The following is an 18,526-nucleotide window of genomic DNA, read 5'->3' on the forward strand; positions in this document are numbered from 1 at the left end:
ATCTTGTTGTTTTAAGGTTATGGTGGTACGATAGGAAAATCAAAAGCATGGTACATGCGGCAATCGGAAGGAGCAGTTGTAATGAAATATATCAATCAGTTAGAACACAGAGATATCCCCTATGAACATAATTTGGACCACGGCGGAGTGCCGGAGGAGAAGCGGAATGTGGCTGCAGCAGGCTGCGGACCGAGCTGTCTGTGCATGATGGTGGATGCGCTGACTCTGTCAACCTATGAACTCACAGACTGCCTGAAATTATCCAATGAGGTTGGCGCGAACCGTGAGATCGGAACGAGCCTGAAGATCCTGGGCCCCGTCGTTGCGGAAAGGTTTAACCTGAATTATGGGGAAACGAGTGATCTGAATGAACTGAAGGCGCACCTGGCAAAAGGCGGACTCGCCATCGCAAATTCCGGCGGAGACCGGGAAGGGTATACCGGGGTGTTCACTCATGGAGGACATTACATCCTCGTTGTATCGGCCGATGACAATGAGGCGTGCATTCTGGATCCGTCTTATAAAGAAGGAAAATATGAGGAGCCGGGCAGGGATGGAAAAGCGAGAGCCGTAGATGGCTTTGTTTACTGCAGCCTGAAAGTTCTTGCGGAGGACTGCGCAAACCGTACTCCGTCCTACTATCTGTTTTCAAGAAAGCATTAAAAATATGAAAAGCGCGGCAGCCGGGAAATGGAAAAGCAGTGCACCTGGAACTGCCGCGCATTCATGCGAAGATGCAGATCATCGTAAGCGACCGCGCGGGACTCCGGAAGGTGCCAGGACGCATGCATCCTTAGTTTGAAAAATTGAGTGAAAAAATATACAAAAAAATAATTCTCATCCCCTTGCATGAATCAGAAAATTATTGTATACTATTGGAGATGCATCTGTAGCTCAGTGGATAGAGCAGTGGCCTCCGGAGCCGCGTGCGTAGGTTCGATTCCTATCAGATGCATTTTTTTATGCGTCCGTCAGATCGGGAAAATGTCCTGACCCTGATGGGCGTTTTTTCTTGCATTCATACTCTGGAAACGATATAATGGGTCCAAAAAGGAAAATAAGCGTTACAGTGCGTGCTCATGGAGCGCCCGTGTACTGTAACAAATAAGCTGCAGTTGAGAATATAAAAAGGGAGAAAGAGATTGGAAGGAACGATTCGTTTAAATAAATATCTGAGTGATGCAGGCGTCTGCTCGAGAAGAGAGGCAGACCGGCTTGTGGAGAATGGAAAAGTCATGGTGGATGGTGAAGTTGCTGTGATGGGAATGCAGATCCGCCCGGGACAGAAGGTGGTCTGTGACGGAAAGCCGGTGGGAGAGAAGGAAAAACCGGTATTCCTGATCGTAAATAAGCCCCGTGGGATCGTCTGCACGACTTCGGATAAGGATCATGCAGAAAATATCGTCGAGTTTTTAAACTATCCCCAGAGGATCTATCCGGTCGGACGTCTTGATAAGGATTCCGAGGGACTTCTCCTGATGACAAATCAGGGAGATATCGTCAACAAGATCCTGCGCGGCGGAAATGCGCATGAAAAAGAGTACGCGGTGGCTGTCGATCATCCGGTGACGGAAGAATTTTTAAAGCAGATGTGCGAAGGCGTCCGCATTGAGGATCTCGACGTGACGACAAAGCCATGCCGCGCGTGGAAGACCGGAAGCCACACGTTCCATATCGTCCTGACGCAGGGATTAAACCGACAGATCCGCCGGATGTGCCGTGCGCTCGATTATCATGTGATGAATCTGAAACGCGTGCGTATCATGAACATCCAGCTGGGTACATTAAAGCGCGGGGAGTACCGGGAGCTGACGGAAAAAGAGCTGAGCGATCTGATGAAACTGGTGGAAGGTTCGACGAATCTTCCGGCGAGAGAAGCTGCGAAGATCGGAAAACTGGTGGATCCGGCAAAAGCGGCCGGAAAAACAGCCCGCTCCGGATATCAGGGAAAGAAGAACGACAGGAAACCGTTTGTAAAAAATGGTGAGAGAAAGCCGTTCGAGAAGAAGAGCGGAACCGGAAAGGTCTGGAGAAATGTCCGCGAGGACAGCGAAAAGAAGCCGGAAAAGAAAGCCCCCGCATCCCCGGAAAGCTGGAAACCGGGTGCGCCGGAGCGCAAGGAGCATAAAATATGGACGACAAGATCAAGAGGATGAAGGAGCTGATCCCGCTTCTCTCTGAGGCATCGAAAGCCTATTATCAGGAGAGCCGCGAGATTATGAGCAACTTCGAATATGACAGGCTTTACGACGAACTCCTGAAACTGGAACAGGAGACAGGGACGGTGTTTGCCGGAAGTCCGACCCAGAAAGTCGGATATGAAGTCTTAAGTGAACTTCCGAAAGAGCGCCATGAGCGGCCGATGCTTTCTCTGAATAAGACGAAAAGCGTTGACGAGCTCCGGGAATGGCTCGGCGGACAGAAAGGACTTTTGTCCTGGAAGATGGACGGGCTGACTGTGGTCCTGACATATGAGGACGGGGTCCTTGCGAAGGCGGTCACACGCGGAAACGGCGAGATCGGCGAGGTGATCACGCCGAATGCCCGGACGTTTATCAATATTCCGACCTCGATCCCGTATAAGGGTCAGCTGATCCTGCGCGGGGAAGCGGTCATCAGCTATTCAGATTTTGAAAAGTTAAACGATTCCATCGCAGATGTGGATGCGAAGTACAAGAATCCGCGAAATCTCTGCAGCGGTTCCGTGCGCCAGCTGAACAGTGAGATCACGGCATCCAGAAACGTCCGTTTTATGGCGTTTGCACTGGTGCGGGCGGAGGGCGTTGACTTTAAAAATTCGAGAAAAGAGCAGTTTTTGTGGCTCTCCGGCCTGGGATTTGAGACGGTCGAGTTCGTGGAGGTGACGGCGGAGACACTCTCCGATGCAGTCCGCGGATTTGCGGAGAAGATCGAACATTACGATATCCCGTCGGATGGTCTTGTACTGCTTTATGATGATATCGCCTATGGACAGTCGCTTGGGCGGACGGCGAAATTCCCGAGGGATTCCATCGCTTTCAAATGGGCGGACGAGATCCAGGAGACAACGCTTTCCTACATCGAGTGGAGTGCGTCGAGAACAGGACTCATCAATCCGGTCGCCGTGTTCGAACCGGTGGAGCTTGAGGGAACGACGGTGAGCCGCGCCAGTGTCCATAACATCAGTATCATGGAAGGACTGGAGCTGGGGGCTGGGGACAGGATTACGGTCTACAAGGCGAACATGATCATCCCACAGATCTCGGACAACCTGACAAGAAGCGGCGTCCGTGATATCCCGAAGATCTGTCCGGTCTGCGGCGGGGCGACGGAGATCCGCAGTGTGAATGATGTGAAGTCCCTCTACTGCACAAATCCGGAGTGTCAGGCGAAAAAGATCAAGAGCTTTGACCTGTTTGTGAGCAGGGATGCGCTGAATATCGACGGACTTTCCGAGATGACGCTGGAGAAGTTTATCGCAGCGGGATTCATCCATGAATTCGATGATATCTTCCATCTGGACCGTCACCGCGATGCCATCGTGACGATGGAGGGATTCGGGGAGAAATCCTATGAGAATCTTATTCAGGCGGCGAAGACTGCGTCCCATACGACGCTGCCGCGGCTGATCTTTGGACTCGGGATCGCGGGGATCGGTCTTGCGAATGCGAAAGTGATCTGCCGCCATTTCGATTTTGACCTGAACGCCATGCGCGGGGCCGACGCGGAGGAGCTTTGCTCCATCGACGGGATCGGCGGTGTGCTCGCGGATGCGTGGGTGAAGTACTTTAAGAATGATAAGAACAATGAGATACTGGATCATCTGCTGGCGGATCTGACTTTTGAAAATGAAGTGAGAAATGAGGAACAGACGCTGGCCGGAAAGACTTTCGTGATCACAGGCTCCGTTGAACATTTTGCGAACCGCAAGGAACTGCAGGAGAAGATCGAGTCTCTCGGCGGAAAAGCCGCAGGCTCCGTGTCTGCGAAGACCAGTTATCTGATCAATAATGATGTGACATCCAATTCGTCAAAGAATAAGAAGGCAAGAGAACTTGGCATTCCGATCCTTTCCGAAGAGGATTTCCTGAAGATGATAGGAGAGGAAAAAAATGCCGATTAAAATACAGAATGGATTGCCGGCAAGAGCGATCCTTGAGAGTGAGAACGTATTTATCATGGATGAGGATCGTGCCCAGAGCCAGGATATCCGTCCGCTGGAGATCCTGATCTTAAACCTCATGCCGTTAAAGGAGGACACTGAGACACAGCTTCTCAGAGCGCTGTCCAACACCCCGCTGCAGGTGGAATGTACGTACATGACGATGTCGACCCATGAGTCGACGCATACCTCCGCGAGCCACTTAAATAAATTCTATGTGACTTTCCCGGAGATCCGCAAGAAACATTTCGATGGAATGATCATCACCGGAGCACCGGTGGAACTGATGGAGTATGAGGAGGTCAACTACTGGCCGGAGCTGACGCAGATCATGGAGTGGAGCAAGACGCATGTGACCTCCACGATGCATCTCTGCTGGGGCGCGCAGGCGGGCTTATATTATCATTACGGAATCCCGAAGCACCTGATGAAAAAGAAGCTTTCCGGTATCTTTACCCAGAAGGCGCTGGACAAGCGGGTTCCGCTCCTGAGAAGTTTTGATGATTACTTCAAGTGCCCGCATTCCCGTTACACGGAAGTCCGCGAGGAGGATATCTTAAAGCATCCGGAACTCCGGATCCTCGCGAAATCCGACGAGGCAGGCGTATTCCTCGTGATGAACCAGGACGGCAGCCAGATCTTCGTCCAGGGCCATCCGGAGTACGACCGCATGACCTTAAACAATGAGTATCACCGTGACCTCAACAAAGGTCTGAATCCGGCACTTCCGCTCCACTACTACGAGCACGACGATCCGTTCTCGGTTCCGCCGCTCCTGTGGAGAAATATGGCGAACACGCTGTATACGAACTGGCTGAACTATTACGTTTACCAGGTTACTCCGTATACGTTGGCGGAGGATGCGGAATAAAACACAGAAGCACCTTAATTTTATGAGGATGATAGGATGTTTTGCCCCAGATTGGGGTATAAGAGGCTGTAAGAAATTCAAAGATATTGAACGGGAAGAGAAAGTGATAAGTGAAGGGCATATCGGATGGGAGAAAATCCTGTCCGATATGCCCTTTTAAAATACATTTTTAAAGTCACGGTAATCTACCGTCTCCCTGTATTCCACAAAATATCATGGTTGATCGTCTCGTAGAACATTTCGCGGACTTTGTCGTGGTCTTTTGTCTGGCCGAGGATCCACATGAGTTTGGTGACTGTGGCTTCCAGGGTCATATCGTAGGATTCGATGAGACCGAAGGCGTTTTTGATCTTCTGGCCGACTTCGTAGACAGACATGTTGCTGCCTTCCTGGGTGACCTGGGTGGTCATGACAATGACTTTTCCCATGGAGATCCATTTTTCGATGGAGCTGTAGAAATCGCCGGATTCATAGGACGGAAGTCCGCCGACACCGAAGGATTCGATGACGACTGCGTCGTAATGTTCCGCCATATAGTCGAGCAGGCTGGAGTCCATGGACGGGATCAGCTTTAAGAGGCTGACTTGGCTGTCCATCTCGTGGTAGAAGCGGACGCTCTCGCGGTCCTGCCATTTATCGTCGATATAGTATAAAATGTGCTCGTCCTGGATCACAGCGAGATACGGGAAATTGATGCTGGAGAACGCGTTGTAGCTCTTGCTGCGCTCTTTCTTTCCGCGGGTTCCGGCGATCACTTTTCCGTCAAATACGATCGTAACGCCGTGAGCACGGTCGGAAGCGGCAAATCGCAGGCTGTCTAAAAGGTTGGTCCTCGCATCCGTCACATCAAGGTCGATCGGCTTCTGGGCGCCTGTGATGACGATCGGCTTGCTGGAGTGCTGGACGAGGTAGGACATGGCGGCAGCTGTGTACGCCATCGTGTCCGTTCCGTGGCAGATCACGAAGCCGTCGTAATTGTCGTAATTCTCTTCCAGAACCTGAGCAAGCTTCAGCCAGTGCTTCGGGTGCATATTTGTGCTGTCAATGTTTAAGACCTGGATGGTCTCCACCTCACAGAACTTTTTTGCATCCGGTACATAAGACAACAGTTCATCACCGGTAAGAAGCGGTGTCAGACCGTTTTCGCCTCTCTTGCAGGCGATGGTTCCCCCTGTTCCGAGCAGCAGAAGGTGTTTCATGATTTTAAAATCCCCTTTCGTTTGCAATCATCTCACATATGGGTTATAGTATAACACAGGAGGAATCAGAAAGTAAAGGAAGGAGAAGAGTCAGATGGCAAATATTCCAAAAGATCCCGTGATGCTCTTGAGTTACCTGAACACCCAGCTGCGGGACTTTTATCCGGACATGGATGAGCTCTGCCGGGCTCTCGATCTGGACCGGAAGACGGTGGACGAGGCGATGGCGTCGATCGATTACGCATATGACAGCGCGAAAAACCAGTATGTGTGAGAAACCAGCAGGAAGATGAACCGCAGGCGGGAAAAGCGTCAGCATCGGCAAACTTTCACTCCGGAAAATTCTGCCTGTGAAAAGCAACAGACAATCTGCATAGTCCATCTTTAAATCACCAATACTGATTCCATGAATAAATGGAATCAGAAATGCCGGAGAAAACCGAAAAAAATAGGGAGATCCCGGGCAGGGATCCGGAGAAAATATGTGGAGAATTTTATCATCTGCGGGCTGACCGGATGGGGACTCGAGATCCTGCTCACATCCGCGGAGAGTCTTGCGGCCGGGGACTGGAAAATGATGGGAAGAACATCCCTCTACATGTTTCCGATCTATGGGTTGGGAGTGCTGCTTGGACCGATCGGAAGAGGAGTGGACGCGTGGATCGGGGATTTCGGGGAAATCTCTGTGCGGGACTGGATCATTCGCCATGGGATCCTTGATATGGTGCTGATCTTTCTGACGGAGTATCTCACCGGATCACTTTTAAGAAGATTCGGGATCTGCCCATGGGACTATACCGGAAGAATGCTTCAGATCAACGGGGTGATCCGCCTGGACTTCGCTCCGTTCTGGTTCGGGACCGGTCTCCTGTTTGAGTATCTGACAGGCCGGAAGACAAAAAGCCCGTTGCCGTAGTGGCTGTGTGCCAGTGGCACACGTTCAGCACCGGCCGAAGTGTACGGAACAGTTACAATTTGAGATGGATTTGAGATGGATTTCACCTGTATTTGAGTTGCAAATGAAGGTCATATTCGGTATAATAAATCTATATGAACCTCAACACAGTAACTCTTTAAAGTGTACGAAAAAAAGGGAGTCCCGGATAAAAGAATGTGCCCGGGAATGTGACCCGGAACACACGCCGTTCTGTGTGAACGTCCGCGGAATTTCCGGGGCGCGCAAAAGACAGAAAAGAGTAAGAAACAAGAGACAGCCGCGGAAAATGACGGCTGTGATCAGACAAGGGAGGTTTGTACTTATGATTCGATTGATTATGGTCCTGGTCGTTCTGGTCGGATTTCTGATCGTCAGTTATCCGTTCCTGGTGGCCCAGGTTTCACTTGGAAAAAAAGATCCGCATGCGAGAGATCTGGAGTCGATCTGGGTTGTCCGGGCAGTGTTCCGGTGTCTGTTAAAGCTTGCGGGTGTGACGATCACCGTAAAGGGTGAGGAGAATATTCCAAAGGACACAGCAGTCCTCTATGTGGGAAACCACAGAAGCTATTTTGACATTCTGACCGGTTATACGACGGTTCCGACGCTGCTCGGATTTGTGGCGAAAAAGGAGATGGAGAAGATCCCGATCCTCAGAACCTGGATGGTCAACGTGAACTGTCTCTTCCTGGACAGAAAAAATATCAAGGAAGGTTTAAAGACGATCCTTCAGGGGATCGAGAAGGTGAAAAATGGTATCTCCATCTGGATCTTCCCGGAAGGAACGAGAAATACGAACGAAGATATCACGGAGCTTCTTCCGTTTAAAGAGGGAAGCCTGAAGATCGCGGAAAAATCCGGCTGTCCGGTGATCCCGGTGGCGATGACAGGTACTGCGGAAGTTCTGGAAAAGCATTTTCCGTTCATCACTCCGTCCCATATCACCGTTTATTACGGAAAACCGATCAATATTAAAGAGCTGGATCCGGAAGACAGGAAACATCCGGGTGCATATACGAGAAATGTGCTGATCGGGATGCTGAAGGAGATGCAGGAAGAAAAGTGATAAAAGACCATACCGGTCGATCACTTCACAAATTCCGGAAGAAAAAGAGCGGATCACGTTTAAGGAAAAAAGGGTCCGCGTGCTGTAAAATGACAGAAAGTAGAGGCAATAGAAATACATGAAGAATCTTGACTTAAAAGAATGCAGGGACAAGCTGGATGTGATCGATAAAGAGATCGTCCGCCTGTTTGAAGAGCGCATGTCCGTCTGCGGAGATGTTGCAGAATATAAGATCGGAACGGGAAAAGCCGTTTATGATGCAACGAGAGAGGCGCAGAAGATCGCGGCAGTCCAGGATCTGGCGCACAGCGATTTTAACAGAGAGGCAGTGAAGGAGATCTTCTCCCAGCTGATGTCGATCAGCCGCCGGTATCAGTATGGTCTGTTATCCGCCCATGGAATGGGAATGGATACTGGTTTTTCCGAGGTAGAAGAGATCGCCAAAAAAGGAAAACGGATCGTATTCCAGGGCGTTGAGGGCGCATACAGCCATGCAGCGGCCAAAGCATACTTTGGTGAGGATGCGGATCTCTACCATGTTCCGGAGTTTGAAGATACCATGAAGGAGGTCGAGGAAGGACGCGCCGATTACGCGGTACTCCCGATCGAAAATTCCACGGCCGGTTTCGTGATCAACAATTATGACCTGCTCTTAAAATATAAGAATTACATAGTAGGCGAGATCTATGTTCCGGTTGCCCACATGCTTCTCGGCGTTCCGGGTGCAAAGCTCTCCGATATCAAGACAGTCTATTCCCACGCCCAGGCGCTGGCCCAGAGCTCTGATTTCCTCTCCGCCCATAAGGAATGGAAACAGATCGCAGTCTTAAACACAGCCGTTGCCGCGAAGAAGGTCATGGAGGAGCAGGATCCGTCCCAGGCAGCTGTTGCGAGCCGCACTGCGGGGGAACTCTACGGAATGGAGGTCCTCGCGGAGGAGGTCAATAACGTAAAGGGAAATACGACACGCTTCCTGATCCTCGGGAAAGAGCCGGTCTACGCAAAGAAAGCCGGAAAGATCAGTGTGGCGTTTGAGATCCCGCACAAGAGCGGATCTCTTTACAACATTCTCGGAAACTTCATCTTCAACAATGTCAATATGATGATGATCGAGTCCAGACCGATCCCGGAGAAGAGCTTTGAATATCGTTTCTTCGTGGATTTTGAAGGAAATTTAAGCGACGCGGGAGTCCGCAACGCCCTGACGGGGATCGCGGCGGAAGCTTCCGTCATGAGAATTTTAGGAAATTATTGATGAAAGACGGTCCGGTATTTTCCGGACCGATTCTTATAAGAGGAGGAAAAGCTATGGCAGCCCTTACATTTGCAGCCATCGATGTGGGATCGTTTGAGGTTGAGATGGGGATCTATGAGATCTCAAACAGGAACAGGATCCGGAAACTGGACCATATCCGCCATGTCACGGCGCTTGGGAGCGATACTTACAACAACGGAAAGATCAGCTATGAGATGGTGGAAGAGCTCTGCGATGTACTTGCGGGGTTTGCCGGGATCATGAAATCCTACAAGGTCACGGAATACCGTGCCTATGCGACGAGTGCGATGCGTGAGGCGAGAAACAACCGGATCGTTCTCGATCAGATCCGCGTCCGCACCGGCATCCAGGTCCGTATCATCAGCAACTCGGAGCAGCGATTCCTGGGATACAAGGCGATCGCCGTCTCGGATGATGAGTTTGATGAGAATATCCAGCAGGGGACCGCGATCGTGGATGTGGGATTTGGAAGCATGCAGATCTCGCTTTTCGACAAGAACCTTCTTGTGACCACGGAAAATCTGCCGCTCGGTGTTTTGAGGATCCGCGGCACTCTTCAGGACGTCAATACGACGGTGGAGCAGTACCGGGATCTCATCGGAGAGATGGTGGACAATGAGCTGGAAAACTATAAAAAGATGTACCTGAAGGATAAGAAGATCAAACATCTGATCGGGATCGGAGAAAATATCCTCTATCTGTTCCGGTATGAGGATCACGGAAAACCGCTCCGCAGAGTCACGAGAGAGCGCTTTGACGAGTTCTATGCGCGCCTTGTCACGATGAATGAGACACAGATCGAGGAGGCATTCGGTGTGAGCCGGGAGTATGCATCTCTGCTTCTTCCGTGCGTGGTGATCTATAAAAAGTTCCTTGAGATGACAGGAGCGGAGATGATCTGGATCCCGGGGATCCGCCTCTGCGACGGGATCGCGGCCGAGTACGCGGCGGACAAGAAACTCTTGAAATTCCGGCACAATTTTGACAATGACATCATCAGCACCTCGCGCACGATGGCGAAGCGCTACCAGTGCATGAGCCGTCATACGGAGACAGTGGAAAAATATGTGCTCCAGATCTTTGACACGATGCGGAGATACCATGGAATGGGGCAGAGAGAGCGGCTTCTGTTACAGATTGCCGTGCTGATCCACGCCTGCGGAAAATTTATCAGCGTCCGCAACTCCAACGAGTGCGCCTACAATATCATCATGTCGACGGAGATCATCGGGATCTCGCACCTGGAACGTGAGATCATCGCAAATGTGGTCCGCTACAACATCCGGGATTTCGATTACAACATGGTCCGGATGGAGACCGAGCTGGACGCTGTGACAGACAGCTTCGGCGGGCAGAATGAGGTCATGCTCCTGATCGCGAAGCTGACGGCGATCCTGCGTCTGGCAAATTCCATGGACCGCGGCCACGGGGACAAACTTGCGGACTGCAAGATGGCAGTAAAAGATGGAAAGCTCATGATCACGACGGATTATCCGGGCGATATCACGCTGGAGGCGGTATCCTTTGAACAGAAGGCGGCATTCTTCGAGGAGATCTTCGGGATCCGGCCGGTCCTGCGGCATAAAAAATACAGCTAGATGCCGGAGTGCAGACAGGGATATTGCTGCGAAACACGATGAATTCAGGATGTGAAAGGGTGTCCGGAGCCGGTTTTCGTCTGCGCACAGCGTGAACCGTGGACCGGCCGGATACAGGAAGGCAGAGAAATGAAAAAAGAGTTAAAAAAGGGGAATGCTCAGAAAGAACGGAAGGAGCAGGATCCGGCACGCTTCAATGATCCGAAAAATTATGTAAACCGAGAACTCAGCTGGCTGGAATTTGACTGCCGTGTTCTCGAAGAGGCAAGAGATAAGACGACACCGCTCTTTGACCGGCTGAAATTCTTAAGCATCACGGCATCGAACCTGGATGAGTTTTTCATGGTCCGGGTCGCATCCTTAAAGGATATGGTCCATGCGGGATATAAAAAGCCGGATATCGCGGGGATGACCGCGTCGGAGCAGCTGGAAAAGATCAGTGTGCGGACCCATGAGCTTGTCACTCAGCAGTACAACACATATAACCGGTCGCTGCTCCCGGCTCTTCGGAGCATCGGACTGAACCTCATCGAGAATCACGAGGACCTGACCCCGGAGCAGGGCGAATTTGTGGACCGCTATTTCCGTGAGGAGGTCTATCCGGTCCTGACGCCGATGGCGGTGGATTCCTCAAGACCGTTTCCGCTTGTCAGAAACAAGTCCCTGAATATTGCGGCGCTCTTAAAGAAAAAAGAGGGCGGCAAGGAGCTGGAGTTCGCGATGGTGCAGGTCCCGGCTGTCCTTCCGAGGATCATCAGCCTCCCGGTGACGACCGATGAGAACAACCGTGAGATGCGGAATGTGATCTTCCTGGAGGAGATCATCGAGCGGAACATGCAGCAGCTGTTCTTAAACTATGATATCGTGACGTCCCATCCGTTCCGTATCATGAGAAACGCCGATTTCTCCCTGGACGAGGAGGAAGCTGTGGATCTTCTCGAGGAGATCGAAAAGCAGTTAAAGCGCAGACAGTGGGGCGAAGTCATCCGTCTGGAGATCGAGGACAAGGCGGACCAGAGACTTTTAAAGATCTTAAAGAGAGAGCTGGAGGTCAACGAGGAAGACATCTTTGAGATCCCGGGTGCGCTCGACCTGACGGTCCTGATGAAAATGTACGGGCTTGACGGGTACGACCACTTAAAGACCCCGAAATATACGCCGCAGCCGGTCCCGGCTCTGATGAATGACGATGATATCTTTACGAACATCCGGAAGGGCGATATCCTTCTGATGCATCCGTATGAGACTTTTGATCCTGTCGTGGACTTCGTGCGGAGCGCGGCAAAGGATCCGGAAGTTCTGGCGATCAAGCAGACGTTATACCGTGTCAGCGGCAACTCCCCGATCATCGCGGCTCTGGCGGCGGCAGCCGAGAACGGAAAGCAGGTATCGGTTCTCGTCGAGCTGAAGGCGAGATTTGACGAGGAGAACAACATCATCTGGGCGAAAAAGCTGGAAAAAGCCGGATGTCATGTTATTTACGGACTCGTCGGCTTAAAGACGCACTCAAAGATCACACTCGTGGTCCGCAGGGAGGAAGACGGGATCCGGAGATATGTCCATCTTGGAACCGGAAACTACAACGATTCCACTGCAAAACTTTACACAGACTGCGGAATCATGACCTGCAATCCGATGATCGGAGAGGATGCGACTGCGGTCTTCAACATGCTCTCCGGATATTCCGAGCCGTTAAACTGGAACATGCTTTCGGTTGCCCCGCTGTGGCTCAGAACGAAATTCCTGCATCTGATCAACCGGGAGACGAAGCATGCAAAAGACGGAAAGCCGGCATCGATCATCGCGAAGATGAATTCCCTCTGTGACAAGGAGATCATCGCCGCGCTGTATGAGGCGTCCTGCGCAGGGGTGAAGATCCGCCTGGTTGTCCGCGGCATCTGCTGTCTGAAGGCGGGGATCCCGGAACTTTCCGAGAACATTGAGGTCCGCTCGATCGTCGGAGAATTCCTCGAACATGCGAGGATCTTTATCTTTGAGAACGACGGAAGTGAAGAGATCTACATGGGAAGTGCCGACTGGATGCCGAGAAACCTGGACCGCCGTGTCGAGATTATGTTCCCGGTATTGAGAGAGGAACTCAAAGACAGGATTCGCAGATATATGGAGCTGGAGCTGGAGGACAACTTAAAGGCCCATGTGCTTCAGCCGGACGGGACATATGAAAAGCCGGATCGCCGAGGAAAACTTCCGGTCGGCTCCCAGATGGCACTCTGCGAGATGGCAGTCAATGCTGCGAAAGAGGAGCGGAAGAAAAAACAGCAGGACGAACAGGCCCGCGTGTTTATTCCGATCGAGAGTGAAAACTGATCCGCGAGCGGCTGTAAAGCCGGCAGCAGAAGTGCAGCTCCGTGACTGACAGAGAAAAATCAAAAAGTTTATAAAATTTTTATTAGCACTCATCAAAAATGAGTGCTAATTTTATTGACATTTTGATTTTCTGGTATTAAAATATGTCATGTTGAATCGAACAGCTGTTAAAAATCCCGGAGATCCGGGGCGATACCGGCTGTCCTGAAAGAAGAAAAAAGTAGCTGTTTAAGAATGGAACGGTTACAGAGAAAATAAAAAACAGCGGTCCGGCGGGCGGCAATACAGATCGTCCCCCGACGCGCGAATGGAAATAAGGAGTGGTTTAACATGGCAAAAAGCGGAAGTCTTTCAATCAACAGTGAGAATATATTCCCGATCATCAAAAAATGGCTGTATTCCGATCATGATATCTTTTATCGTGAGTTAGTCAGCAATGGCTGCGATGCCATCACAAAATTAAAGAAACTGGCTCTGATGGGCGAGTATGAGACCCCGGACGATGAAACGTATAAAGTCCAGGTTACTGTAAATCCGAAGGAAAAGACGATCAAGATCGAAGATAACGGTCTCGGTATGACAGAGGATGAGGTTGACGAGTATATCAACCAGATCGCTTTCTCCGGCGCCCAGGATTTCCTGAACAAGTACAAGGATAAAGCGAATGAAGACCAGATCATCGGTCATTTCGGACTCGGTTTCTATTCCTCATTTATGGTAGCGGATAAAGTAACGATCGATACCTTATCCTACAAGAAGGACGCAAAACCGGTCCACTGGGAGTCTGAGGGCGGTACCGAGTTTGATATGAAGGAAGGCACTAAGGAAGGCCACGGAACCCTGATCACCCTGTACTTAAATGAGGACAGCGCTGAGTTTGCGAATGAGTACCGCGCAAGAGAGATCCTCGACAAGTACTGTGCATTTATGCCGGTCGAGATCTACTTAAACGATGAGACTGCTGAGCCGCAGTACGATACGATCGAGAAAGAGGAACTGACCGACAAGGATACGATCATCGAGACGATCGTTGAGCCGGCAAAGACCGAGGAGAAGGAAAAAGAGGACGGATCGAAGGAGACTGTTGAGGTGAGCCCTGCGAAAGAGAAATATAAGATCGCAAGACGCCCAGTTCCGGTCAATGATACGAACCCGCTCTGGAACAAGCATCCGAACGAGTGCACCGATGAGGAGTACAAGGAGTTCTACCGCAAGGTATTCCAGGACTTCAAGGAGCCGTTATTCTGGATCCATCTGAATATGGACTATCCGTTCAACTTAAAAGGAATCCTCTACTTCCCGAAGATCAACATGGAGTACGAGAGCATCGAAGGAAAGATCAAACTCTACAACAACCAGGTATTCATCGCGGATAACATCAAAGAAGTTATTCCGGAATTCCTGATGCTGTTAAAAGGCGTGATCGACTGCCCGGATCTTCCGCTCAACGTATCCAGAAGTGCTCTTCAGAACGATGGATTTGTAAAGAAGATCTCCGATTACATTACAAAGAAAGTTGCTGATAAGCTCTCCGGCATGTGCAAGACAGATCGCGAGAACTACGAGAAATACTGGGATGATATCAATCCGTTCATCAAATTCGGCTGCTTAAAGGACGAGAAGTTCGATGAGAAGATGAAAGATTACATCCTCTATAAGAACCTGGACGGCAAATATCTGACACTCGCTGACTGCCTTGAGGAGAACAAGGAGAAACACGAGAACAAGATCTTCTATGTAACGGACGAGAAAGAGCAGAGCCAGTACATCAACATGTTCAAGGAAGCCGGGATCGACGCTGTGATCCTTCCGAACCCGATCGATTCCCCGTTCATGCAGCATGTGGAGCAGAAGAATGAGGGCTTAAAGTTCCTGCGTATCGATGCGGATGTCAACGAGACATTCAAAGAGACGGAGGAGACCGATGAGGCCGCGAAGGAGCAGGAGAAGAAGGACGCCGAGACTCTCGCTGAGGTATTTAAGAAGGCGATCGGAAACGACAAGCTGAACGTGAAAGTCGAGAAGCTGAAAAATGAAGGTCTCGCTTCCATGATCACAGTCTCCGAGGAGAGCCGAAGAATGCAGGATATGATGAAGATGTACAGCATGTACGGCGGCGGTTCCGATATGTTCCCGGCTGAGGAGACATTAGTCATCAACGCAAACAACGGTCTTGTAAAATACGTTCTTGCCAACAAGGACGGAGAGAAGACACCGATGCTCTGCGAACAGCTCTATGACCTTGCGAAACTTGCTCACGGAAGTCTTTCTCCGGAGCGTATGACAAAGTTCATTGCGAGAAGCAGTGAGATCATGAAGGAAGAATATGGTGCATAAGAGAAGAGATTTTCTGATCACATTTACAGTTTTATGTCTGGCCATGTGTGCCTGCTCAGGTCTTCAGTACCTGGGCAGTGCGTTCTATCTCATGGTGCAGCACTGGGTGTTCAGCCTGGAGAGCGGCGGGGGTCGTCTGCTCTCCGGGCTCTTTTCGTCCCCGTGGACCGGAGTCCTCGTGCAGTATGTCTTCAGCATCGGACTTCCGTTCCTTGCGGTGATCCCGATGACCTGGTTTCTGCGGTCAGACCGGAGACCGGCCCAGAAACTTTCGGCGGAAGTATGGGTTTCTGCGCTGTTCATGGCGCTGGGACTCGGCTATATCTTTAACTTCCTGGGAGTCTTTCTTGACTCGTTTATTTCCATATTTACCGGTGTTCCGGCTGGAGATATGAACCCGGTGATGGACGCACTGGATGCACTGACGCCGGGAATGGTGATCTATACCTGCCTGGTGGCTCCGTTTATGGAGGAACTGCTCTTCAGGGGAGTGCTGTTAAGAAAAGCGAGACGATTTGGAGACCGGACGGCGGTCGTATTCACGGCGGTCATGTTCGGGCTGATGCATGGGAATCTGAACCAGTTCCTGTATGCGGTGGTGATCGGACTGGTACTCGGTTATCTCGCGGTGCGGACGAACCGGATCCTTTACAATGTCCTGCTCCATATGGCAGTGAATTCGTTTTCGATGCTGCTCGTGATGGTGGAGGACGGGCTCTATGCGCTGGGGCTTTCCTGGGCGGCAGCGGCGTTTTCGTTTGCCAGTTTTCTTATGGTCCTGCTCCTCATTGCGGCAGGGATCTATTTCTTCTTCCGGGACGGACGCCGTTACTGGTGGCAGATGGGGCAGCAGAACGGAGTGCCGACATCGTATAAAAAATATGTGTATCTGAATCCCGGATTTCTTTTCTATGTGATCATTTTCGGGATGGAGATGCTGTCGTATATGATGAAATGAGTGCAAGAGAGCCAGAAAACTGCTTGCAGATTTATGGCGAACGGCGAATGCCGATCACGATAGCTGCAATAGCAGCGGAGAATCTGAGTTTAAGATGATTTTGTACGTCACAGACGGATTGATCCGGCAGAATATACTGCGGGCAGTGGACACACTGCCGCGATAACGTGGTATGTTCTGCCGGATTTTTCGTTTGAAATGCTTGAAATGGGACCGGGCTCTTGGTATAGTAGTGGGAGACATCCGGACGGTCCGACAGGAGAAATGATCCGGGAGCGCACGCCGATCCGGAAAGGAAGAGCGGGGCGTCAGAATGAGAGTAAGAGGAGACAACATGCAGAGAATCGCGAAATTTGAAAAAGTAAGCTTTGAGCAGTTTAAAAAAGACTGGCAGGGGGAACACCCGCAGGATACAGACGATATGATAAAGGAGATCTATGACGGGATCCGTCTCCCGAAACGGGCGACCGCAGGTTCCGCCGGATATGATTTCTTCGCACCGGCCGCATTCACACTGAAACCTGGTCAGATGACAAAGATCCTTACCGGGATCCGCGCACGGATCGACGATGGCTGGGTGTTAAAGCTCTATCCGAGAAGCGGACTTGGATTTAAGTTCCGCCTGCAGTTAAACAATACCGTCGGGATCATCGACAGCGATTACTACGGATCCGACAACGAGGGCCACATCCAGGTGAAGCTCACCAACGACAGCCGTGAAGGAAAGATTGTGGAAGTGGAAGCCGGAACCGGTTTTTCCCAGGGAATTTTTGTGGAGTACGGCATCACGGTGGATGACGAGGCCGATGAAGTGAGAAACGGTGGATTCGGAAGTACGACACGCGCGTAGGAGACAGAGCATATTTCCGAAGGCGCGGAGGATGAAGAATCAGAAGTATCACAGAAAGAACAAAATTAAACATATAATTGAAAATGTATAAATATTATCGAAAATCAGAAAAAAGAGAAAAATCAAAAAAAGATGTACTGAATTTGAACTACGCACCGGATGCGGTCGTCTGTGAAGACCGGCAGTTCCATGCGAAAGTTCGAAAGCATATCGAATCAGCTCTTCTCATCGCTGGCATGCTTTTTCTCCTTACCGGCTGCGGTCATGTGACAGAGGAGATGAAGGCGGGGAAGGAAAACGGGATCGCTCTCATGGAGAACGGCGATTATGAGGGCGCTGTCGCGGAGTTTGACAGCCTGATCGATCAGACAAAGCATGTCTCATCCTTTGAGATCGATGTATTAAAATACCGCGGTGAGGCAGAATTTATGCTGGGAGATTACGGTGCCGCGGCGTACACATATGATACGCTGGTGAAGGTGGATAAACCGAGAGCGGAATACTATTATCTGGGCGCGGTGAGTCTCGCAAATTCCGGCGATGCGGAAGGCGCTGAAAACCGTCTGGAGTCCGGAACAAAGGCGGACGAAAAACATGCAGCTGCCGGCTATGCTGAAGCGATGGAAGCTCTTGGGGCGGCTTATATGACGGCCGGAGATGAGACGAAGGCAGATGAGATCTACCAGACGCTGGTGGAAGAAGGATTTTCCAGCACGGAAGTCTATAACCGCTGGATGATGGCGGCGATGAAAAAAGGCGATTACGAGGAAGCACTGCAGCACGGGGAAGCGGGACTTGCACTCTCCGATGACAGGGCGAAGAAGGAGATCGCCTTCAACCAGGCGGTGTGTTACGAGTACCTGGGGCAGTATGAGAAAGCGCTGGAGCTGTTCCGGAGCTATGAGGAACAGTACGGACAGGATGAGAAAGCGGATCATGAGATCGCGTTTCTTGTGACGAGATAGGAG

General features: G+C 50.8%; 15 protein-coding genes and 1 tRNA gene. 15 read left to right on the forward strand and 1 reads right to left on the reverse strand.

Translation table 11 applies throughout. The features are described 5' to 3' along the window. Positions 1 to 81 precede the first annotated feature (81 nt). The 5 genes from GPK90_RS12435 (at position 82) to metA (ending at position 5,012) form a co-directional block, all read left to right on the forward strand. The gene (locus GPK90_RS12435; RefSeq protein WP_117503506.1) at positions 82 to 663 is read left to right on the forward strand and encodes a cysteine peptidase family C39 domain-containing protein; all 582 of its coding nucleotides are present in this window, start codon (positions 82 to 84) and stop codon (positions 661 to 663) included. A gap of 220 nt (positions 664 to 883) precedes the next feature. Then, positions 884 to 955: transfer RNA gene (locus tag GPK90_RS12440), tRNA-Arg, on the forward strand. A 187-nt stretch (positions 956 to 1,142) separates the two neighbouring features. Next, on the forward strand, positions 1,143 to 2,156 hold the full coding sequence (locus GPK90_RS12445; protein WP_346011257.1) for a pseudouridine synthase: 1,014 nt from the start codon (positions 1,143 to 1,145) through the stop codon (positions 2,154 to 2,156). Further along, on the forward strand, positions 2,132 to 4,102 hold the full coding sequence (ligA, locus tag GPK90_RS12450) for an NAD-dependent DNA ligase LigA (protein WP_215703127.1): 1,971 nt from the start codon (positions 2,132 to 2,134) through the stop codon (positions 4,100 to 4,102). The genes GPK90_RS12445 and ligA overlap by 25 nt, the downstream gene beginning before the upstream one ends. Then, entirely contained in the window at positions 4,092 to 5,012 is a 921-nt protein-coding gene (metA, locus tag GPK90_RS12455; protein WP_118529376.1) for a homoserine O-acetyltransferase MetA, read from the forward strand. Before ligA ends, metA begins: the two co-directional genes overlap by 11 nt. A 185-nt stretch (positions 5,013 to 5,197) precedes the next feature. Here the strand turns inward: metA and GPK90_RS12460 are convergent, their stop codons facing one another. Then, positions 5,198 to 6,211 carry an asparaginase gene (locus GPK90_RS12460; protein ID WP_118529377.1) on the reverse strand — a complete coding sequence of 338 codons (1,014 nt, stop codon included), beginning with the start codon at positions 6,209 to 6,211 and terminating at the stop codon, positions 5,198 to 5,200. 94 nt (positions 6,212 to 6,305) lie between these two features. Here GPK90_RS12460 and GPK90_RS12465 point away from each other — a divergent pair, with 94 nt between their 5' ends. From GPK90_RS12465 to GPK90_RS12510, 10 genes are all read left to right on the forward strand, one after another. Beyond that, complete coding sequence (locus tag GPK90_RS12465; protein WP_118604958.1) at positions 6,306 to 6,485, forward strand: DUF4250 domain-containing protein; 180 nt, start codon at positions 6,306 to 6,308, stop codon at positions 6,483 to 6,485. A 210-nt stretch (positions 6,486 to 6,695) separates the two neighbouring features. Next, positions 6,696 to 7,127 carry a putative ABC transporter permease gene (locus GPK90_RS12470; protein WP_329751604.1) on the forward strand — a complete coding sequence of 144 codons (432 nt, stop codon included), beginning with the start codon at positions 6,696 to 6,698 and terminating at the stop codon, positions 7,125 to 7,127. A gap of 343 nt (positions 7,128 to 7,470) precedes the next feature. Then, positions 7,471 to 8,211, forward strand: coding sequence for a lysophospholipid acyltransferase family protein (locus GPK90_RS12475; protein WP_215703129.1), 741 nt, complete (start codon positions 7,471 to 7,473; stop codon positions 8,209 to 8,211). A 118-nt stretch (positions 8,212 to 8,329) separates the two neighbouring features. Continuing rightward, complete coding sequence (pheA, locus tag GPK90_RS12480) at positions 8,330 to 9,466, forward strand: prephenate dehydratase (RefSeq protein WP_118298552.1); 1,137 nt, start codon at positions 8,330 to 8,332, stop codon at positions 9,464 to 9,466. Positions 9,467 to 9,519: 53 nt separating this feature from the next. Then, entirely contained in the window at positions 9,520 to 11,085 is a 1,566-nt protein-coding gene (locus tag GPK90_RS12485; RefSeq protein WP_215703130.1) for a Ppx/GppA phosphatase family protein, read from the forward strand. Between the two features lie 129 nt (positions 11,086 to 11,214). Beyond that, the gene (locus GPK90_RS12490) at positions 11,215 to 13,413 is read left to right on the forward strand and encodes an RNA degradosome polyphosphate kinase (protein WP_215703131.1); all 2,199 of its coding nucleotides are present in this window, start codon (positions 11,215 to 11,217) and stop codon (positions 13,411 to 13,413) included. Between the two features lie 330 nt (positions 13,414 to 13,743). Continuing rightward, on the forward strand, positions 13,744 to 15,750 hold the full coding sequence (htpG, locus tag GPK90_RS12495; protein WP_118529381.1) for a molecular chaperone HtpG: 2,007 nt from the start codon (positions 13,744 to 13,746) through the stop codon (positions 15,748 to 15,750). Then, positions 15,740 to 16,708, forward strand: a complete 969-nt coding sequence (locus GPK90_RS12500) for a CPBP family intramembrane glutamic endopeptidase (protein WP_215703132.1) — start codon at positions 15,740 to 15,742, stop codon at positions 16,706 to 16,708. Before htpG ends, GPK90_RS12500 begins: the two co-directional genes overlap by 11 nt. Positions 16,709 to 17,042: 334 nt before the next feature. Further along, entirely contained in the window at positions 17,043 to 17,558 is a 516-nt protein-coding gene (locus GPK90_RS12505; RefSeq protein WP_215703195.1) for a dCTP deaminase/dUTPase family protein, read from the forward strand. Positions 17,559 to 17,701: 143 nt separating this feature from the next. Continuing rightward, on the forward strand, positions 17,702 to 18,523 hold the full coding sequence (locus GPK90_RS12510; protein WP_215703133.1) for a tetratricopeptide repeat protein: 822 nt from the start codon (positions 17,702 to 17,704) through the stop codon (positions 18,521 to 18,523). Positions 18,524 to 18,526: the final 3 nt, after the last annotated feature.

The organism is Clostridium sp. MCC344, assembly GCF_018785365.1.
Lineage (GTDB): Bacteria > Bacillota > Clostridia > Lachnospirales > Lachnospiraceae > Pilosibacter.